This is a genomic window from Pontibacillus sp. HMF3514 (genome assembly GCF_009858175.1).
Taxonomy (GTDB): Bacteria; Bacillota; Bacilli; order Bacillales; family BH030062; genus Pontibacillus.
In genome coordinates this window covers 2,602,437-2,619,762 of sequence record NZ_CP047393.1, presented here as the reverse complement: position 1 = coordinate 2,619,762, position 17,326 = coordinate 2,602,437, and the positions used below count along the sequence as shown (strand labels likewise).

The window sequence follows — 17,326 nt, the reverse complement described above, 5'->3', positions numbered from 1 at the left end:
AGTGTGTTCTGCTTTTTTGGGTGGGGAGTTTAGTACCTTTCCACGAAATGCTTATTCCATACAACTGCCATATAATGAAACAAAATTAAATGATTAATAAAGGTTATACTAAATAAAAAAGGAGCTACATTTATGCCGTGGATCAAACCCGTAAAACAACAAAACCTAAAAGAATATAAAATATATGAAGAACTTGAAAAACCTGTTCCAATTTTCAATCGAATGGTGGCTCATTCACCAGATATACTAGAAGCATTCATACCTTTACAGAATGCGGTGAAAAATACATTTCTTTCAGATGATTATCGGGAGGCTATTATTACGTACGTATCAATAAAAAATGGATGTGAGTTTTGCACCAAAAGTCATGCTACCGTTTTAGGAGAATTAATTGGGGAGAGCGAAGTAGTAAAAAAGCTAACCAATTATCAATCAGAGGATTGGGATGAGAAACTAAAATCCATTTTGAACTACGCAGAAAAACTTACCTCTAAGCCTGTTTCAGTAACCAAAGAAGATATAACTCAAATGCAAAGTCATGGATATAGGGAAAAAGAAATTTTCGAAATCAATCAAGTTGTGGCTTATACGACTTATACGAATCAAATGTCGGTAGGGCTTGGATTATAAAAAAGTGCTTTGGAATTTAAATTCCAAAGCACTTTTGCTTCATTAATCATATTAAGCTTTTTTCGTTTTAACCTTAGGCAAGATCTTACGCTGTTCAACCTTAGAAGTGCGATCCCATGTTTCAGGATCATTTACATCATATTTCTCGATAAACTTGATGACCTCTTTAACAAGAGGTGTAGGAGTTGATGCGCCTGCTGTAATAGCTACTTTTTCAACCCCTTCAAGCCATTCATATTCAATTTCACTTACATCAGAGATGCGATAAGCTTTTGTTCCAGCTTTTTCTTCAGATACTTGTTGTAGGCGACATGAGTTATTACTTCTTGGGTCCCCGACAACTAGGGTTAAATCTGCTTCTCCAGCTTGTTCAGCAACAGCTTCCTGTCTTACTTGAGTTGCCATACAAATTTCTTGGTGCATTTCAGTTTGTGGAAATTTATTTTGGACAGCTACCATGACATCGTAAACATCCCACTGACTCATTGTCGTTTGGTTGGTTACCATCACTTTATCGCTTGTGACATTTAAGTCCTTAACGTCTTCTTCGTTCTGAATCAGGTGCACATGGTCTGGTGCTACTCCCACGGCTCCTTCAGGCTCAGGGTGTCCTTTTTTGCCAATATAGACAATTTCATATCCTTCAGCAACTTGTTTGCGAATTAAATCATGGGTGTTTGTCACATCTGGGCATGTTGCGTCTAAGACGGTTAAACCTTTTTCCTCAGCACGCTTTTTCACTTCTGGTGATACGCCATGAGCTGTGAATATGACGGTTCCCTCATGAATATCTTCCAGTAGCTCTAAGCGGTTTTTGCCGTCTAATGTTACGACACCTTCTTCTTCAAATGCTTCGGTTACATGCTGATTATGGACAATCATCCCTAAAATATATAAAGGACGAGGTAAATTTGGATCCTTAGAGGCGTTTCGAGCGATGACCATCGCATCCACGACTCCGTAGCAGTATCCTCTAGGAGCAATTTTAATTACTTCCATGTTCGGTTTCCCCCTCTAACTCCTCGAGTTCATCTCATACAAAGTTTCTTATTATATTATAAAGGGAAAATCCTTATATTACAAAGAGAGTCCATTAAATGATAAAAGGAAAGATGGATTATTTGTCAAGACTCTACTATAATAGAAAAGCAAGAGTAGAACGTAAAGGAGTACAAAAATGACAGATCAAAAATTCCAATCATTTGGATTACAACCAATGATGAATGATATTATTTCTAAGTTAAATTTTCAGGAGCCTACACCTATTCAACAAAAGGTGATTCCTTCTGTATTACGCAATGACAGCATCATCGGCCAATCTCATACAGGTTCTGGGAAAACACATGCGTACCTAATCCCATTGCTTAATCAGATTGATGCTTCTAAAAAGGAAGTTCAGGTGGTCATTACAGCTCCCACGAGAGAGCTAGCAACACAAATTTATAATGAAGTCCGTAAGATGATTCAATTAGGAGAAAAAGAACAAGACTGGCGTGCTAAGTTGCTTGTTGGTGGTACAGATAAGCAAAAGACAATGGAAAAGTTAAAAGAGCAGCCACAAATTGTTGTGGGTACACCTGGCCGCATTCTTGATTTAATCAAAGAAGGTGCACTTGATACCTACACAGCTAAATCCATGGTGATCGATGAAACGGATCTTATGTTGGATTTAGGGTTTATTGAAGAAGTAGACCAAATCCTTGTTCGAATGGATCGAGAAGTACAGATCTTAGTCTTCTCTGCAACCATTCCTGAGCGCCTAAAACCATTCTTGAACAAGTATCTAGAGAATCCAGCTCACATCCATGCTGAGGAAAAGAAACCTTCCCCTGAAAATATGGAGCATAGGTTAATTCCTCTTCGACATCGTGATAAAGCGGATATGATTATCAAAGTTTCAGAACTGATTCAGCCATATTTGGCAATCATTTTCGCTAATAAAAAAGAACGAGCTGATGAACTAGCAGCTGAGCTAACTCAAAAAGGGTTAGAAGTTGGTGTTATTCATGGTGGATTATCTCCACGTGAACGTAAGCGCGTTCTTAAGGACATTCAAAACCTCCGTTATCAATACATTGTCGCAACAGATCTAGCGGCTCGAGGTATTGATATTCAAGGAGTTAGTCATGTGATTAACGCCGATTTACCTAAAGAAGAGGAGTTCTATATCCACCGTGTTGGTCGTACAGCTCGAGCTGGGTTAGAAGGTACTGCGATTAACCTTTATACGGATGAAGACGAAAAGTTAATCGCTAAGCTTGAAAAATCCGGTATTCAATTTGATCGTTATGATATTAAAAAAGGCGAGTGGGAGCTCATTAAGGATTGGAATGAGCGTTCTGCCCGTAAAAAGCAAGAAAACGAAACGGACCGTGAAGCTTGGAAGAAAGTACGAAAGCCTAAAAAAGTTAAGCCAGGATATAAAAAGAAAATGAAACGTCAACAAGAAGCGATTAAAAAGAAAATGAACCCTAATCCGAAGAACAATAGAAGAAAATAAGTTTTGAAGACTAATCAGTTACTGGTTAGTCTTTTTTGTTATTTATTTAAATGGTATTCCGACTTGATTTGAAAAGGATGTGATTTTCATGTTTGATATTGTGGAAAATCAGGTAAATAAGTCTAAAGAGTATTCAGGGTAAAAAAGAGATTATAAAAACCCCTGGTAAAAATACCAGGGGCCGATCTAGGGAGATTAACTGTTTAACAGTTCTGATCTCCAATCCGTGAAGGTTTGAGAACGTAAGCTTTCGATTTCATATTGATAAGGAGGCTTTTTGTTTTTCTTATCTTCACCTACATATGGCGTTTCTAAAATCTTTGGAATATCGGCAAGCCTTGGATGGTGCACAATGTAGTTAAGTGCTTCAAATCCAATGTGACCATATCCAATGTTCTCATGTCGGTCTTTACCAGCACCGCGTTCATTTTTACTGTCATTAATATGGAGAACCTTAAGGCGATCAAGTCCGATGATTCGGTCGAACTCGTCCAAAACACCGTCAAAGTCATTGACGATGTCGTAGCCTGCATCATGTGTGTGACAGGTATCAAAACAGACTGAAAGCTTGTCGCTATCCTCCACACCTTCAATGATCGTGGCAAGTTCTTCAAAACTACGTCCAAGTTCACTACCTTTACCAGCCATTGTTTCTAGAGCAATTTGGCATTTGGTATCTGGTTTGTTAGCGAAAACTTCATTAAGACCTTTAATGATTTGTTGTAAGCCAATTTCTTGACCTTGGCTAACATGGGAACCTGGGTGAAGTACGATTTGGTTTGCTTTGTTTAAAGCTTCCACTCGTTCAATTTCATTTGTTAGGAAATCAACGCCTAGCTCATATACGTGAGGTTTTACAGTGTTTCCAATATTAATGATATAAGCAGAGTGGACAACGATTTCTTCAATGCTTTGCTCTTCCATATGTGCAAGGCCAGCCTCGATGTTTAAATCTTCGATCGCTTTACGTCTTGTATTTTGTGGAGCACCTGTATAAATCATGAATGTATTAGCGCCATAAGAAGCGGCTTCTTCGCTCGCACCTTTTAGCATGTTTTTCCCGCTCATGGATACGTGGGAACCTAGTTTTAACATATTGACAACTCCCTTATCTGTATAATCAAACAAGCGATTACATAAGTAATGATGCTGTTCATACTATAAAGAAAATAGGGGAATTGGTCAACTGATCGGTACGAGAAGAAAAAAGCAAGCATTACTAGTGGCGTAGCTTAGAACCAGTGAGACAAACCGTTTTCTTTTACAATGCCATGAAAAATTTTATTAACCTTTTGTGCTGTTTGTGGGTCAGTAATTTGAGCTAATTTTTTTAGGGCTTTCATCCGGTCTTGTTCATCTAATGGATTTAAGTCTGTTTTCTTTAAAAACGCTATGATCTGTTCACTTTGTTTTGGAGTAATGGACAAGTTGTACTCATTGGCATAGGAAATTAATTCATCAACGGTGAGAGTTTTTAATTTCTGCTTAACAACTTGTTTAATCATGTTTTTCATTATATCCCTCTTTCCGTAGTCTGTCTTTTTTATCCTATGAGAGAAATGAATGAAATGTGCCCATTACTATTTAGATAATTATGGAATATGAGTATTTTCGTTGCAATCCATCCAAACTTTCGTTAGTATAGTTGAGGTTCATGTGACTTTTGTCTGATATATAGATATTACTTTTGAAAAGGAGGGGAACCATGGCACGTATGAAGCCTTATGCAAATATGTTCCTTGTCTTTGTTTACATTACATTATGTTTTATGCTGATGCTTTACTTTTATAAAGAAAGAACCGTCGCATTAGAAAGTGAAAACAAACAATTAGCAAACCAAAATCAACAATTAAAATCAGAGAATGATTACTTAATGTCCAGTCCAAAAGATTCTCAAAAGAAAAAGAACGGATACTATGTGTGGCCAGAACTTGATCAAATGGCACAAAAGATGGTATCAGAAAGTGAAGGAAGGTTTAAAAAGTCATGGGCCTTATATTTAGTTAAAGAATCCAAAAGATATGATATTGATCCGTACTTAGTTTATGAGCTCTTGAAAGTTGAAACAGGAAATACATTTAATCCGAAATTAGTTGGTCCTCCAACTAAATATGGACGAGCTTATGGAATGTCCCAGTTTATGAAAAATACGGCTCCTTGGATTGCGGAAATGGGTGGTTTGCCTTATGAAGAAGAATTGCTATTTGACCCTTATTACTCCATGCAATTATCCTTTATTTATTTAGATTATTTACATCATGAGTATGGCAATTGGGATGAGGCATTAACGGCATATCACCGCGGCATGGGTGGTTTAGAACAGTATAAAGAAGAACATGGACACGCAAAAAGCTGGTATGCTGAAAAAATCCAACGAAAAGCAAAATCACATGATGCAGTTGCAGCTGCACAATAATATTAGTTACAAAAAAAGCTCCTTTTTAGGAGCTTTTTTTAAAAATAACATCACTTTCCACGTAAATACTTGATGCATCTCCATAAACTAAGGTTGCACCTCTAAAGGAAAGTGAGGGACAAATAATGGATGAATCCAAGAAAAAGCATGAAGAACATGTGGACGAAACCCCTCATATTGATGATGAGGAAGCAAAAGAAATAAAAAACGTTGAAGATCATGAACTTAATGATCTAGAGGAAAGAGAAACACTGGCAGATAGCCCAAGTTTAATGCCTGGTACTGATGATGTTGAATTTGCTCAAGAAGCGGCAATCGATAACAACACAGTACGTGAACCGGTAAAATCAGGTGAAAAAGAGACAGACATGGATAAAGATGTCCATGCGGGCATGGGGTGGTTAGCTGTTGTGCTATCCATCGTATCCTTTTTTATTATGCCTGTTATACTCGGAGCCGCAGGTGTCATTGTAGGATTTATGGCGAAGCGCAGAGGTGCAGATACGCTAGGTAATACAGCGATTATCGCGGGTGCCATTTCCATTTTGCTCACCTTATTCTTTGCTCCATTTTAGATAATAAAGAGCAGCCTACATAGATAGGCTGCTCTTTTCTATTTATCCTTCTTTTTGAGCTAAATATTCTTCTGCAATACGGTCGACTTCAACTTTAAGTTCTTCAACCATTGTTTCTTCTGGAACTTTTCGAATGATTTCACCATGGCGGAATAATAATCCCTCACCACGTGCTCCGGCAATACCAATATCAGCTTCACGTGCTTCACCTGGACCGTTAACAGCACAACCCAGTACAGCGACTTTAATTGGTGCTTTAATGGTCTGAATATATTCTTCAACCTCATTTGCGATAGAAATTAAATCAATTTCAATACGTCCGCAAGTTGGGCAAGAAATTAAAGTAGCGGCATTATCGGAAAGTCCGAATGTTTTGAGTAACTCACGGCCTACTTTTACTTCTTCCACTGGGTCAGCACTTAGTGAAATCCGTAGTGTACTACCAATTCCTTTACTTAGAATGGCACCTAAACCTGCTGAACTTTTTACTGTTCCAGCAAACTGGGTACCAGACTCCGTAATACCTAAGTGCAATGGATAAGAAATATGCTCAGCAGCTTTTTCGTATGCTTCAATAGCTAAACGTACGTCAGAAGCTTTTAGAGATACAATAATGTCATGGAAGTCTAGCTCTTCAAGAATTTGAATGTGATGAAGAGCACTTTCAACCATTCCATCAGCTGTCGGATATCCATATTTCTCTAAAATGCGTTTTTCTAGAGATCCAGCGTTAACTCCAATACGGATAGGTACGCCTTTTTCCTTTGCCGCATTTACAACAGCTTCAACTTTACGGCGTTTCCCAATGTTACCAGGGTTAATACGGATCTTATCCGCACCGCCTTCAATAGCTTTTAATGCTAAACGGTAGTCGAAGTGGATATCAACGACAAGAGGGATATTAATTTGTTTTTTTATTTCAGATATTGCATCAGCTGCACGTTCATCCGGGCATGCAACACGGACAATTTGGCAACCTGCTTCTTCTAGTCGGTGTATTTCTTTAACTGTAGCTTCTACATCATGTGTTTTCGTTGTTGTCATGGATTGAATGACGACTTTGTCACTACCACCAATTTGAAGATTCCCGACTTGTACGGGACGTGTATTTTCACGTGTTGTAATAGACATATAATCGCTCCTTTAACAATTGCGATAAAACCAATTTTAAAAACATACCATGACCATTATAAGGGTATTAGAGAAAAATATGAAGTAACACACCTTCATTTTTACAGACGATTTGAAGTTTGTCTATAGATGGGAAAGGTGTAGATTCGGTTTGTCTGGATGTGATGCGGTTTTACATCAGGGTTTAAATCTTCAAAGTCCTTAATCATTTGCTTGATCGTTACAGGAGGACCGTCCGTATTTAATTTTTCAATTATGGAAAGAACCGTTTCACCAGCTGTAACTCTATGCTGGACGGTTTGGTAGCGCTTAGTTTCCTGCTTCTTGATTTCAGTTGTGGGTTCTTTTTTAGGTGCATCCTGAGCTTGTGTTTGTTGGATCTGCTGGTGAGCAGAACTCTTAGGGAATGTCCCGGTTGTTAAATCCTTACCAATACTTACGACAAAGAGTACACAACAGAAAAAAATCAATAATTTTTTTCCTACTTCAATCATTTGAAAGATCCCTCCAAGCTTCTGCGTTATAATACTATTTCTACAAATGCGTTAAAATTCTTTCTTTTTTTGAAACAAATTTTAAAATGAATTCGTATATAAGTTAATAAGACAAAAGAGGTGGACGGTATGATTGCAATTGAAGCAGCTTGGTTAGCGTTGCTCATAACCGGTTTCGGTACGATGTTTTTATTCGGAGAATTATTAGTTAATATGAGAGGGATTTTTGGGGTTATTGGGTTAGCTTTTATAACGCTCTACTTTATGTCCTATTTAAGCGTCACGATGTTTTTCGTTATGATCGTCATCTATTTAGTTAGTCTTACCCTTATTATAATAGATGGAAAAGTAATTAATGATGGATCTTTAGCGACTCTCGGTGGAGTAATGATGTTATTTACTGTGGGGATCAGCGCTCCAGATTGGGTAACGGGTCTTTATGGAGTGAGTGGTGTTTTACTTGGGACATTTGGTTCTTTGCTATTCTTGAAAGTCTTTCCGAAAAGACAAATGTGGTCCAAGATTGCACTAGTCGATCAATTAAGTTCTGAACAAGGCTATAATTCAATGAATGAATCCTATCGTTATTTAAAAGGGAAACAAGGTGAAACACTGACAGATTTACGGCCAGTTGGAACGATTAATATCGAGGAAGAGGAATTTAGCGCAGTCTCAAATGGTCACTGGATTCAAAAAGGTGAAAAAATTGAAGTTGTTAGTGTGGACGGGACAAAAATCTTGGTGAAAAAGGTCGAAGTTTAATACTTCTTCATGAATCATTTAGACTCCGTTAATAATGAAGCTTCATTATTTAGGTAGAGTTTTATCAAGTAACCAATCAAACACTAGGTATGATCAGCTAAGCAACTATTTGAAGCAGAAGAAATGCAAGAAATGCAAATGAACGAAACTGACGGAGTTAGAAATCAACTTGTCGCATTATCGCAAGAGTTGGCAACCTTAACAACTAAATCATAAAAAATAAAAAGGAGCCCTCCAAGGACTCCTTTTTCATTTTGTGTTTCTTTTCTTAGGTTTTGGGATATAGCGAATTATAAGGTATAGATAACCAATAGCAAGTACCCAATAGAGCAACCAAGCAAAAGGTGGTTGCCATGAAAATAACTCTAAAATAGCAAATAATAGAGTAGGGGTAGTAACAGCATAAGCCGAAAGTGTCCAAGTGTGTTTATATTGAAGCGGTTTTTTCATAGTCTCATTTATTACAAGCCCTACAGTTGCCAAAAAGGATACACCAATAAACTTTAATGCGGTTGTGAACAGGTAAAGTATTGGAAGCCCTAAGGCTAATGGGAATTGGTTTTCGCCCACAAAATTAACTTCCTGAGGAGAGGTAATGATTTGGATGATCTTAAGTAACATGTAGATAGCCATTAGAAAAAATAAATATCCGATCGGTTTACCGATTTTTTGAATGCGAAAAGTTGAAACCTTTTTCAAGTGATAAAAACTAAACATGAATTGCTTGCCTATATTCATAAGTTCCCACCCTAACTGAAATGAAGTATATGCTAATCATATCGGAGATAATTGAAAAAAGGCAATATATTAATTAGAAAAATAGAAATGTTAAGCTAATGTAAATTTAACGTTAATTAAAGAAAAATATCTTTACAAAACCTTAAATATTCATTAATAATAGTGAAGGGTTTTGCGATTCTTAGAAAAAATACACGAAAAAGCAAAACTTTTGTAAGTTTTTCTAGATAAATGTAGAAAAAGAAAAATCTTGGATGAGGGGAGCATTATCTATGGAAGGCGTTAATGTTCAGGAAATGATATTTCAATTTGTCGGTGGTTTGGGTATCTTCCTATTTGGTTTAAAGTTCATGGGAGACGGGCTTCAAAAATCAGCAGGAGACCGTTTACGTGACCTTTTAGACAAATTTACTACAAACCCGTTTATGGGTGTGCTAGCTGGTGCACTTGTAACGATGCTAATCCAAAGTAGCTCGGGTACAACAGTATTAACGGTAGGGCTTGTAAACGCAGGCTTTATGACGTTAAGACAGGCAATCGGAGTTATAATGGGAGCAAACATTGGTACTACGGTAACAGCATTTATTATTGGTATTGAGTTAAAAGAATATGGTTTACCAATATTAGCTGTAGGTGCCTTGCTGTTATTCTTCTTTAAGAGTAAAAAGGTTACTTACTTGGGACAAACCTTATTTGGGTTTGGTGCCCTTTTCTATGGTCTGAAGCTTATGAGTAACGGAATGAAACCTTTACGTGGGTTAGAAACATTCCAAGACTTAACTCTAAGTATGAGTGAACAGCCAATTTTAGGTGTAGTTATTGGTACATTGTTCACCGTAATTGTTCAAAGTTCTTCAGCAACAATTGGTGTATTGCAAGGATTATTTGAACAAGGTGCAATTAGCCTGGATGCAGCATTACCAGTATTGTTTGGGGATAACATTGGAACGACAATTACGGCTGTACTAGCAGCTATTGGTGCAAGTGTTGCAGCTAAGCGTGCTGCATTTACTCACGTAATCTTCAACGTGGTGGGGACAACGTTATTCCTAATTCTATTACAGTTGTACACACCATTTATAGAATATTTAAAGGATGCATTAGGTCTGAATGAAGAGATGACGATTGCATTCGCGCATGGTTTATTTAACTTCACAAACATGCTAATACAATTCCCGTTCATTGGATTGTTAGCATTAATTGTGACGAAGTTAATTCCTGGTGATGATACGGCTGTGGATCAGAAACCACAGCACCTTGACCCAATTTTTATTGAGCAATCTCCATCACTTGCATTAGACCAAGCTAAAGAAGAAGTTATGCGTATGGGTGAGTTTGCTTACAAAGGACTTGAAGAAACAAGCCAGTATTTAAACAACCATCAACGTAAACATGCGGATATGGCTCTTCAATATGAGGAAGCTCTAAATAATTTAGATAGAAAAATTACCGATTATCTTGTGAATCTCTCGGGTTCTTCATTAACTGAATTAGAAAGCTCAAAACACTCTGCTTTAATTGATTCAGTTCGTGATATTGAACGTATTGGTGATCACTTTGAAAATATTATTGAACTTGTAGATTATAAAATCTCTAATAAGGTTCATTTAACAGAACAAGCTCAAGATGACTTGAACGACATGTTAAATCTAACCCTTATTACAGTAAAACAAGCTATGAAATCTCTTGAAACAATGGATCGTGAAGAGGCGTTAGCTGTTGTACAAAAAGAAAATCAAATAGATCAGTACGAACGTTCTTACCGTAAAAAGCACATTATTCGTATGAACAATGGCTTATGTACCGGCCCTGCTGGTATTGTGTTTGTTGATATCATCTCTAACTTAGAACGTATTGGAGATCATGCAGTAAACATTGCTGAAGAAGTGCTAGGAAAAGAAGCTCAGTAAGATTGTCTAAAAAAAGCAGTTTAGATTTGGGGTACAGCATAAAATGAGTACTCTAACTGAACTGCTTTTTTCTTACATTAAAGTGAGCGTATTGTTAAATATTTTTTAATGAATGCTAGTACTGATCAGTTTTCTAGTTTTGTTTTGAAGCTCTTTCAAATTAACAAAACCTAAATATTTTATTAAGAAAATCCTTGAATGAGATTCTATGACGTGCTATATTATTCGTGTTGCTTCTTTTGGGGCCTTAAACGCTACTCATTTAAAAGGTAAATCAAAAAAAGTTGTTGACGATATAGTTGTAACATGTTATATTATATCTTGTCGCTAACGAAGTAACGAAATTTTTCAACAAATACTATTCTAACGTAGCTCAGTTGTAGAGGATCCATAAACATCGATGATTCAGTATCATTGTAGGATCTGCGATGAGCAGCCCATCATCTAGCAGAATAAGCTTGGGTCGTGACGAGCATAAAAGAAATAACAACTTGAGTAGTCACCTTAATCTCTACAAACATTGTTGTTCATTTTACATTATTCCAACGTAGCTCAGTGGTAGAGCTATCGGCTGTTAACCGATCGGTCGCAGGTTCGAATCCTGCCGTTGGAGCCAGGGCGGCGTAGCTCAGCTGGCGAGAGCGTACGGTTCATACCCGTGAGGTCGGGGGTTCGATCCCCTCCGCCGCCACCAATACATAACAATATCATGATGGATCCTTAACTAATATGGCGATTGTGGCGAAGTGGTTAACGCACCGGATTGTGGCTCCGGCATTCGAGGGTTCGATTCCCTTCAATCGCCCCATATAATAGGACCCTTAGCTCAGCTGGTTAGAGCTATCGGCTCATAACCGATCGGTCGCAGGTTCAAGTCCTGCAGGGTCCACCATCATATCTCGGAGGAGTACCCAAGTCTGGCTGAAGGGAGCGGTCTTGAAAACCGCCAGGAGGTTCACGCCTCGCGGGGGTTCGAATCCCTCCTCCTCCGCCATATCTTACTTACTGAGAACAAGTCAGATGTTCTCTTTTTTTATTTTGGATTTCATCTAATCTTAAAAAACCAAAACGGCTCGGTAGCTCAGTCGGTAGAGGATCCGTAATCATCGCTGATCATACATCATTGTAGGATCTGCGAGGAGCAGCCCAGCACCTAGTAGAGTAATCATTGTCGTGACGAGCACAGCAAGGAAACTCATCACTGAATAAACATCTTAACACCGCATAAAAGTAGTGGAAACCTAATAATATTGGCTCGGTAGCTCAGTCGGTAGAGCAACGGACTGAAAATCCGTGTGTCGGCGGTTCGATTCCGTCCCGAGCCACCATTAATATCGTCTCCTTTCTATTATTTAAATACATGCAAGCGCATTGAGCGCTTGCTTTTTTTATGTACTCAAAACATGGAGCATAATCCATCTCCAGAATAAATTTACAATAACTGAGAAAAAGATAGTTTGAAATAAAACAATTTGGGATATTATATAAAGCGGAGCGTTTTTTAAGAACTTCTTTGAACCTAGGATAATGCATATGATTTGCATGGCTTAAAAGCGTTTGGTACTCTAAAATTGTTGGCATAAAGCCACTACATACTATTTAAAGGAGGAGATTCAAGATGGCTAAATTTGAACTACCTGAATTACCTTATGCTTATGATGCACTTGAACCACACATTGACAAAGAAACTATGAATATTCACCACACAAAGCACCATGCTGGCTATGTGAACAAGCTTAATGCTGCGCTAGAGGGGCATGCTGACCTACAAGATAAATCACTTGATCAACTTCTTGGTAACCTTGATGCAGTACCAGAAGATATCCGTACTGCAGTTCGTCGTAACGGTGGAGGACACTCTAACCACTCTCTATTCTGGACAATCATGTCCCCAAATGGTGGCGGCGAGCCAACAGGCGAACTTGCTGACAAGATCAACGAAAAATTTGGCAGCTTCGAAAACTTCAAAGAGAAGTTCGCTGACACAGCAAAAGGCCGTTTCGGTTCTGGCTGGGCTTGGTTAGTTGTAAATAATGGTGAACTTGAATTAATGGACACATTAAATCAAGATGCTCCAGTAATGGAAGGTAAAACACCTATCCTTGGACTAGACGTTTGGGAGCACGCTTACTATCTTAACTACCAAAACCGTCGTCCTGACTACATTGCTGCATTCTGGAATGTAGTAAACTGGGATGAAGTTGCTAAGCGTTACGTAGCAGCTAAATAATAGTGAAACTTCGAAAAAGACACAGCTAAACGCTGTGTCTTTTTTATTTCTACAATCGTTTCAGTATTTCTTTCCTTTTCATGTTCCGTTGTATAACGTCTCCTTTTTAGAAAACAATAATGGATAGAGTATAGGAGGCGTTTGGGGCATGAGTAAAAGATTGAAAGCAATTTTAGGAGATGTAGAAGTAAATCGCGATCTTATATTATTGTTAACCATCGGAGGCTTATATGCTCTGGGCATTTTCTTGTCGAATACATTTGTAAACATTTACTTATGGAAACAATCTGGTGAATACATAGCGATTGCTTTATATAATTTGTCTATCTATATCATGCAGCCTATAACATTTATATTAGCTGGGCGATGGGCTAAAAAAATTGACCGAGTCGTTGTACTGCGTCTTGGGGTTATTTTTCTATCCCTGTTTTTCTTAACCGTATTGTTTGCAGGAGAACAAGCTGCTACTTATAAAATTGTACTTGGTTCTGTTTTAGGGATAGGTTATGGGTTTTATTGGCTAGCTTTTAACGTACTTACATTTGAAATTACAGAACCTGAAACTAGAGACTTCTTTAATGGTTTCTTAGGGCTGTTGAATTCACTTGGGGGGATCATTGGCCCTGTATTAGCTGGTTATATAATTTCACGTTTAGCATCAAATACAGGATACACAGTTATTTTTACGATCTCCCTCATTCTCTTTGTTTTAGCTGTAATATGTAGTTTCTTTTTAAATAGAAGGTCTGCAAAAGGAAGTTTTACATTTAAACGAATCATACGCGAGAGAAAACGTGATGGGAATTGGAAACGAATTTTATATGCACACATTTTTCAAGGTTTAAGAGAAGGAACATTTTTATTCGTAATTTCCATATGGGTATTTATCACAACACAAAGTGAATTTGCATTAGGTAAATTTAACTTAGTTTATTCAGCTTTTTCTTTCTTATTTTACTATATTGCAACGAGAATGATTAAGCCGCACATGCGGAAATGGGCTATTTTTGTAGGTGGGCTAACGCTTTATTTGGCTCTATATTTAATACTCATTCACTTAACATATCCTGTTTTACTGATTTATGCTGCGATTATCGGAATGGCTTATCCAATTATCTATGTCCCTTATTTATCTCTAACATATGATGTAATCGGTAAGGCTTGGCATGCAGCAGAAATGCGTATTGAATATATTGTGGTCCGTGAATTATTTTTGAACTTAGGTCGAATCATTTCCATTGGTATCTTCCTATTGGGAGTATCCTTATTCTCGCCGGAAACGGTTATTCCATATATTTTAATGATCGTTGGAGTAGGGCATTTCGTGATCTATTTCTTTGTTAAAGATGTGCAATTTACTAAGGATACAGAGGAAGAATCCGTGTTTGTCAAAAATAAATTAGCCGATCATGATAATCGGTAATCAGGAGTTCTGTTTCATAGTCGAGAGGGGTATTTTGATGCTATAATGACAATAGAATATGGTAAAAAGGGGAGAAACTCATGGGGAAAAAGAAGAAAAAGAATAAATCGCACCTTCCCTTTCGATTAAATATTTTATTTTTCGTTGTATTTATGTTGTTTTCTGCACTTATTTTACAATTAGGTGTAGTTCAGATCTTGCATGGTCAAGAAGCACAGGAAGAGATAGATCGTACGGAAAATGTAACAACAAAAATACCCGTTCCAAGAGGGAAAATGTATGACCGATACGGAAATCTTTTGGTCGACAATAAGCCACTTTATTCAATCACATATACACCAATGAAAACAACTGATGCACAGGAAAGGCTAGCAATAGCACAAAAATTAGCCGAATATATTCAAAAATACGATCCTGATGATAATGAGGTTACACTTCGTGATAAGCAGGATTATTGGATACTTACTGAGGAAAATCCATATAAAGAACGTCTTACAAAGGATGAACGGAACTGGACAGAGGAGGAAAAAGAAGCCGGAGAACCTTCCCCTTATGAAATTCTTTTAGATCGAATAAAAGCTGAAGACCTGAAATTCTCTAGTCATGAGCTTGACGTCATTGCGATTAAGCGGGAATTGGATCAAGCATATGCTCTATCTCCACATGTCATTAAAAATCAAGGTGTAACAACTGCGGAGTATGCTCGAGTTGCAGAACATTTGACTGAATTGCCTGGTGTTAATGTGACAACTGATTGGAATCGGAAATATCCTTATAATACTTCCTTCAGGAGCTATATTGGTGCTATTAACTCAATTCCTAAAAACAGGCTAGAATATTTCTTATCTCGTGGATACACACGAAATGACCGTGTAGGAACGAGTGGCTTAGAGCAAATGTTTGAAACAGTTCTTAAAGGTCAAAAGGAACATATTCAACACACCACAAATAGTGATCAGGAATTGGTGAATTCTAAAGTTGTTCAAGAAGGAGAGCGAGGAAAAGACCTTGTTCTTACCGTAGATATGGAACTACAAAAGCGTTTAGATAAAATTGTACAAAAAGAGTTAAAAGCAGCTATTGATAAGTTTCCAAACAAAAACCAGTACATGGACGATGCTTACGCCGTAGCTATGGATCCTCAAACGGGTGAAATTCTTGCGATATCAGGTCAAAAGTGGGATCGTGATGAAAATAAGTTCGTTGATACATCCTATCTTGCAGCTAATGGTAAGTATGAACCGGGGTCTGCTGTGAAGGCTGCAACCTTATTAGCTGGATATGAAGAAGGGGTCGTTACAAAAGGTGAATCTATTTACGATTCTCCTATTAAGTTACAAGGGACGGATGAGAAGAGCTCTTATAGGAATTTAGGCGAGATAAATGATATTGAAGCCTTAAAATATTCATCCAACGTATACATGTTCCATATTGCCATGCGTATAGGCGGGGACCCTACTTATGAACCTAATGAAAAATTAGATTTTAATCCTGAACAATTCCAAGTTATGCGTAACTACTATAGTCAATTTGGATTGGGTACCGAGACAGGAGCGCGTCTGCCTGATAACTTAACCCCTAGCCGTGACAAAGGTGATGAAATCTTTGGTGGTAAAATGATGGACTTAGCTATTGGTCAGTATGACACATATACAACATTACAACTTGCCCAATACATTTCTACCATTGCGAATGATGGATACCGTATGAAGCCGCAATTTGTAAAGGAAATTAGAGAGCCTGTTGCTAAACGTGGCAAAGTTGGGTCTGTAGTTGAATCTAAGGAACCAAAAGTTATGAACAAAATAACAATAGAAGACCATTACCTACAACGTGTACAAAAAGGGTTAAGAGAAGTGTTCTTATCAGGTGGTACAGCACATACTTACTTTAAGGATGCTGATTATGAGGCAGCTGGTAAAACTGGAACAGCTCAGCGTTTTCACTATGAACCTGTGAAAGATAAAAACGGCGAAATTATACGTGATGAAGATGGGAATGTAAAAGACTACGAACGAATTCCAGTAGAGAACTTAACACTTGTTGGTTATGCGCCATATGAAAACCCTGAAATAGCTTTTGCTGTTGTGGTACCTGATACAGGTGTTATTACTAGTGGAGGTTATCAATACCCAACGAATAAAAAAATCGGTAGAGGTTTGCTTGATACTTACTTTGAACTAAAGAAACAAAGAGCTGAGGGTAAGGATGTTTCAAACCAAAGTGATGAAAGTAAAGAAGGTCAAAAAAAAGACGAAGATTCTGAAGGAACGAATCAAGACTCTGAATAAAGAGATAACTTAAATATTCGACAGGGTTATGCGAAAAAACGCATAATCCTGTCTTTTTTTTAGAAAATATATAGTAAGACTACCTTTAATGAAGAGCATGAAATCGGGGTTTATGAATTTTATTCACAAATCGGGGTGTGATCTTTACATAAGCTTAACATTTCATTTATATGGCGTTAAAGGTATGTCGTTAGTATAAGAATTGTCAGTTGATACTGAACAACAA

15 protein-coding genes and 6 tRNA genes are annotated in these 17,326 nt (G+C 37.6%); 15 read left to right on the top strand and 6 right to left on the bottom strand.

The features are described from left to right. The first annotated feature begins 132 nt into the window (after positions 1-132). Complete coding sequence (locus tag GS400_RS13595; protein WP_160102615.1) at positions 133-630, top strand: peroxidase-related enzyme; 498 nt, start codon at positions 133-135, stop codon at positions 628-630. A gap of 51 nt (positions 631-681) precedes the next feature. On the opposite strand, the gene GS400_RS13590 is transcribed toward GS400_RS13595, so the two are convergent. Beyond that, positions 682-1,629: a 4-hydroxy-3-methylbut-2-enyl diphosphate reductase gene (locus GS400_RS13590; RefSeq protein WP_160102613.1), complete on the bottom strand. Its 948-nt coding sequence runs from the start codon at positions 1,627-1,629 to the stop codon at positions 682-684. A 178-nt stretch (positions 1,630-1,807) separates the two neighbouring features. Between GS400_RS13590 and GS400_RS13585 the strand changes: the two genes are divergently transcribed. Further along, positions 1,808-3,130, top strand: coding sequence for a DEAD/DEAH box helicase (locus GS400_RS13585; RefSeq protein ID WP_160102611.1), 1,323 nt, complete (start codon positions 1,808-1,810; stop codon positions 3,128-3,130). Positions 3,131-3,325: 195 nt separating this feature from the next. Here the strand turns inward: GS400_RS13585 and GS400_RS13580 are convergent, their stop codons facing one another. Beyond that, positions 3,326-4,225 (bottom strand): deoxyribonuclease IV, encoded by a 900-nt coding sequence (locus GS400_RS13580; protein ID WP_160102609.1) that lies wholly within the window; start codon positions 4,223-4,225, stop codon positions 3,326-3,328. Between the two features lie 137 nt (positions 4,226-4,362). Further along, positions 4,363-4,644: a DUF2624 domain-containing protein gene (locus tag GS400_RS13575; RefSeq protein WP_160102607.1), complete on the bottom strand. Its 282-nt coding sequence runs from the start codon at positions 4,642-4,644 to the stop codon at positions 4,363-4,365. A 191-nt stretch (positions 4,645-4,835) separates the two neighbouring features. Between GS400_RS13575 and GS400_RS13570 the strand changes: the two genes are divergently transcribed. Further along, complete coding sequence (locus tag GS400_RS13570) at positions 4,836-5,546, top strand: lytic transglycosylase domain-containing protein (protein WP_236560942.1); 711 nt, start codon at positions 4,836-4,838, stop codon at positions 5,544-5,546. A 125-nt stretch (positions 5,547-5,671) separates the two neighbouring features. Then, positions 5,672-6,121: a DUF4190 domain-containing protein gene (locus GS400_RS13565; RefSeq protein ID WP_160102605.1), complete on the top strand. Its 450-nt coding sequence runs from the start codon at positions 5,672-5,674 to the stop codon at positions 6,119-6,121. A gap of 42 nt (positions 6,122-6,163) precedes the next feature. Here the strand turns inward: GS400_RS13565 and ispG are convergent, their stop codons facing one another. Continuing rightward, complete coding sequence (gene ispG, locus GS400_RS13560) at positions 6,164-7,252, bottom strand: flavodoxin-dependent (E)-4-hydroxy-3-methylbut-2-enyl-diphosphate synthase (RefSeq protein ID WP_160102603.1); 1,089 nt, start codon at positions 7,250-7,252, stop codon at positions 6,164-6,166. Between the two features lie 101 nt (positions 7,253-7,353). Continuing rightward, on the bottom strand, positions 7,354-7,746 hold the full coding sequence (locus tag GS400_RS13555) for a hypothetical protein (protein ID WP_160102601.1): 393 nt from the start codon (positions 7,744-7,746) through the stop codon (positions 7,354-7,356). Between the two features lie 129 nt (positions 7,747-7,875). Here GS400_RS13555 and GS400_RS13550 point away from each other — a divergent pair, with 129 nt between their 5' ends. Next, on the top strand, positions 7,876-8,508 hold the full coding sequence (locus tag GS400_RS13550; protein ID WP_160102599.1) for an NfeD family protein: 633 nt from the start codon (positions 7,876-7,878) through the stop codon (positions 8,506-8,508). A gap of 249 nt (positions 8,509-8,757) precedes the next feature. On the opposite strand, the gene GS400_RS13545 is transcribed toward GS400_RS13550, so the two are convergent. Continuing rightward, positions 8,758-9,246, bottom strand: a complete 489-nt coding sequence (locus GS400_RS13545) for a DUF1189 family protein (RefSeq protein WP_160102597.1) — start codon at positions 9,244-9,246, stop codon at positions 8,758-8,760. Between the two features lie 272 nt (positions 9,247-9,518). Between GS400_RS13545 and GS400_RS13540 the strand changes: the two genes are divergently transcribed. The 10 genes from GS400_RS13540 (at position 9,519) to GS400_RS13495 (ending at position 17,100) form a co-directional block, all read left to right on the top strand. Next, positions 9,519-11,156 (top strand): Na/Pi cotransporter family protein, encoded by a 1,638-nt coding sequence (locus GS400_RS13540; RefSeq protein WP_160102595.1) that lies wholly within the window; start codon positions 9,519-9,521, stop codon positions 11,154-11,156. A gap of 541 nt (positions 11,157-11,697) precedes the next feature. Beyond that, positions 11,698-11,772: transfer RNA gene (locus tag GS400_RS13535), tRNA-Asn, on the top strand. A 1-nt stretch (position 11,773) separates the two neighbouring features. Then, a tRNA-Met gene (locus tag GS400_RS13530) sits at positions 11,774-11,850 on the top strand. Between the two features lie 38 nt (positions 11,851-11,888). Beyond that, positions 11,889-11,964 (top strand) — tRNA-His (locus GS400_RS13525). 7 nt (positions 11,965-11,971) lie between these two features. Further along, positions 11,972-12,048: transfer RNA gene (locus GS400_RS13520), tRNA-Ile, on the top strand. A gap of 9 nt (positions 12,049-12,057) precedes the next feature. After that, a tRNA-Ser gene (locus GS400_RS13515) sits at positions 12,058-12,150 on the top strand. Between the two features lie 258 nt (positions 12,151-12,408). After that, a tRNA-Phe gene (locus GS400_RS13510) sits at positions 12,409-12,484 on the top strand. Between the two features lie 290 nt (positions 12,485-12,774). After that, a complete protein-coding gene (locus GS400_RS13505) occupies positions 12,775-13,386 on the top strand; it encodes a superoxide dismutase (protein ID WP_027448069.1) in 612 nt (203 codons plus the stop codon). 148 nt (positions 13,387-13,534) lie between these two features. Next, positions 13,535-14,809 (top strand): MFS transporter, encoded by a 1,275-nt coding sequence (locus GS400_RS13500; RefSeq protein WP_160102593.1) that lies wholly within the window; start codon positions 13,535-13,537, stop codon positions 14,807-14,809. Between the two features lie 80 nt (positions 14,810-14,889). Next, positions 14,890-17,100, top strand: a complete 2,211-nt coding sequence (locus GS400_RS13495; RefSeq protein WP_160102591.1) for a peptidoglycan D,D-transpeptidase FtsI family protein — start codon at positions 14,890-14,892, stop codon at positions 17,098-17,100. Positions 17,101-17,326: the final 226 nt, after the last annotated feature.

Excerpts from the sequence above, each read along its gene's own strand:
- GS400_RS13545 (WP_160102597.1), bottom strand. The coding sequence starts at position 9,246 with ATGAATATAGGCAAGCAATTCATGTTTAGTTTTTATCACTTGAAAAAG.
- GS400_RS13570 (WP_236560942.1), top strand. The coding sequence starts at position 4,836 with ATGGCACGTATGAAGCCTTATGCAAATATGTTCCTTGTCTTTGTTTAC.
- GS400_RS13540 (WP_160102595.1), top strand. The coding sequence starts at position 9,519 with ATGGAAGGCGTTAATGTTCAGGAAATGATATTTCAATTTGTCGGTGGT.
- GS400_RS13580 (WP_160102609.1), bottom strand. The coding sequence starts at position 4,225 with ATGTTAAAACTAGGTTCCCACGTATCCATGAGCGGGAAAAACATGCTA.
- GS400_RS13595 (WP_160102615.1), top strand. The coding sequence starts at position 133 with ATGCCGTGGATCAAACCCGTAAAACAACAAAACCTAAAAGAATATAAA.
- GS400_RS13505 (WP_027448069.1), top strand. The coding sequence starts at position 12,775 with ATGGCTAAATTTGAACTACCTGAATTACCTTATGCTTATGATGCACTT.
- GS400_RS13555 (WP_160102601.1), bottom strand. The coding sequence starts at position 7,746 with ATGATTGAAGTAGGAAAAAAATTATTGATTTTTTTCTGTTGTGTACTC.
- ispG (WP_160102603.1), bottom strand. The coding sequence starts at position 7,252 with ATGTCTATTACAACACGTGAAAATACACGTCCCGTACAAGTCGGGAAT.
- GS400_RS13590 (WP_160102613.1), bottom strand. The coding sequence starts at position 1,629 with ATGGAAGTAATTAAAATTGCTCCTAGAGGATACTGCTACGGAGTCGTG.
- GS400_RS13495 (WP_160102591.1), top strand. The coding sequence starts at position 14,890 with ATGGGGAAAAAGAAGAAAAAGAATAAATCGCACCTTCCCTTTCGATTA.
- GS400_RS13575 (WP_160102607.1), bottom strand. The coding sequence starts at position 4,644 with ATGAAAAACATGATTAAACAAGTTGTTAAGCAGAAATTAAAAACTCTC.
- GS400_RS13500 (WP_160102593.1), top strand. The coding sequence starts at position 13,535 with ATGAGTAAAAGATTGAAAGCAATTTTAGGAGATGTAGAAGTAAATCGC.
- GS400_RS13585 (WP_160102611.1), top strand. The coding sequence starts at position 1,808 with ATGACAGATCAAAAATTCCAATCATTTGGATTACAACCAATGATGAAT.
- GS400_RS13565 (WP_160102605.1), top strand. The coding sequence starts at position 5,672 with ATGGATGAATCCAAGAAAAAGCATGAAGAACATGTGGACGAAACCCCT.
- GS400_RS13550 (WP_160102599.1), top strand. The coding sequence starts at position 7,876 with ATGATTGCAATTGAAGCAGCTTGGTTAGCGTTGCTCATAACCGGTTTC.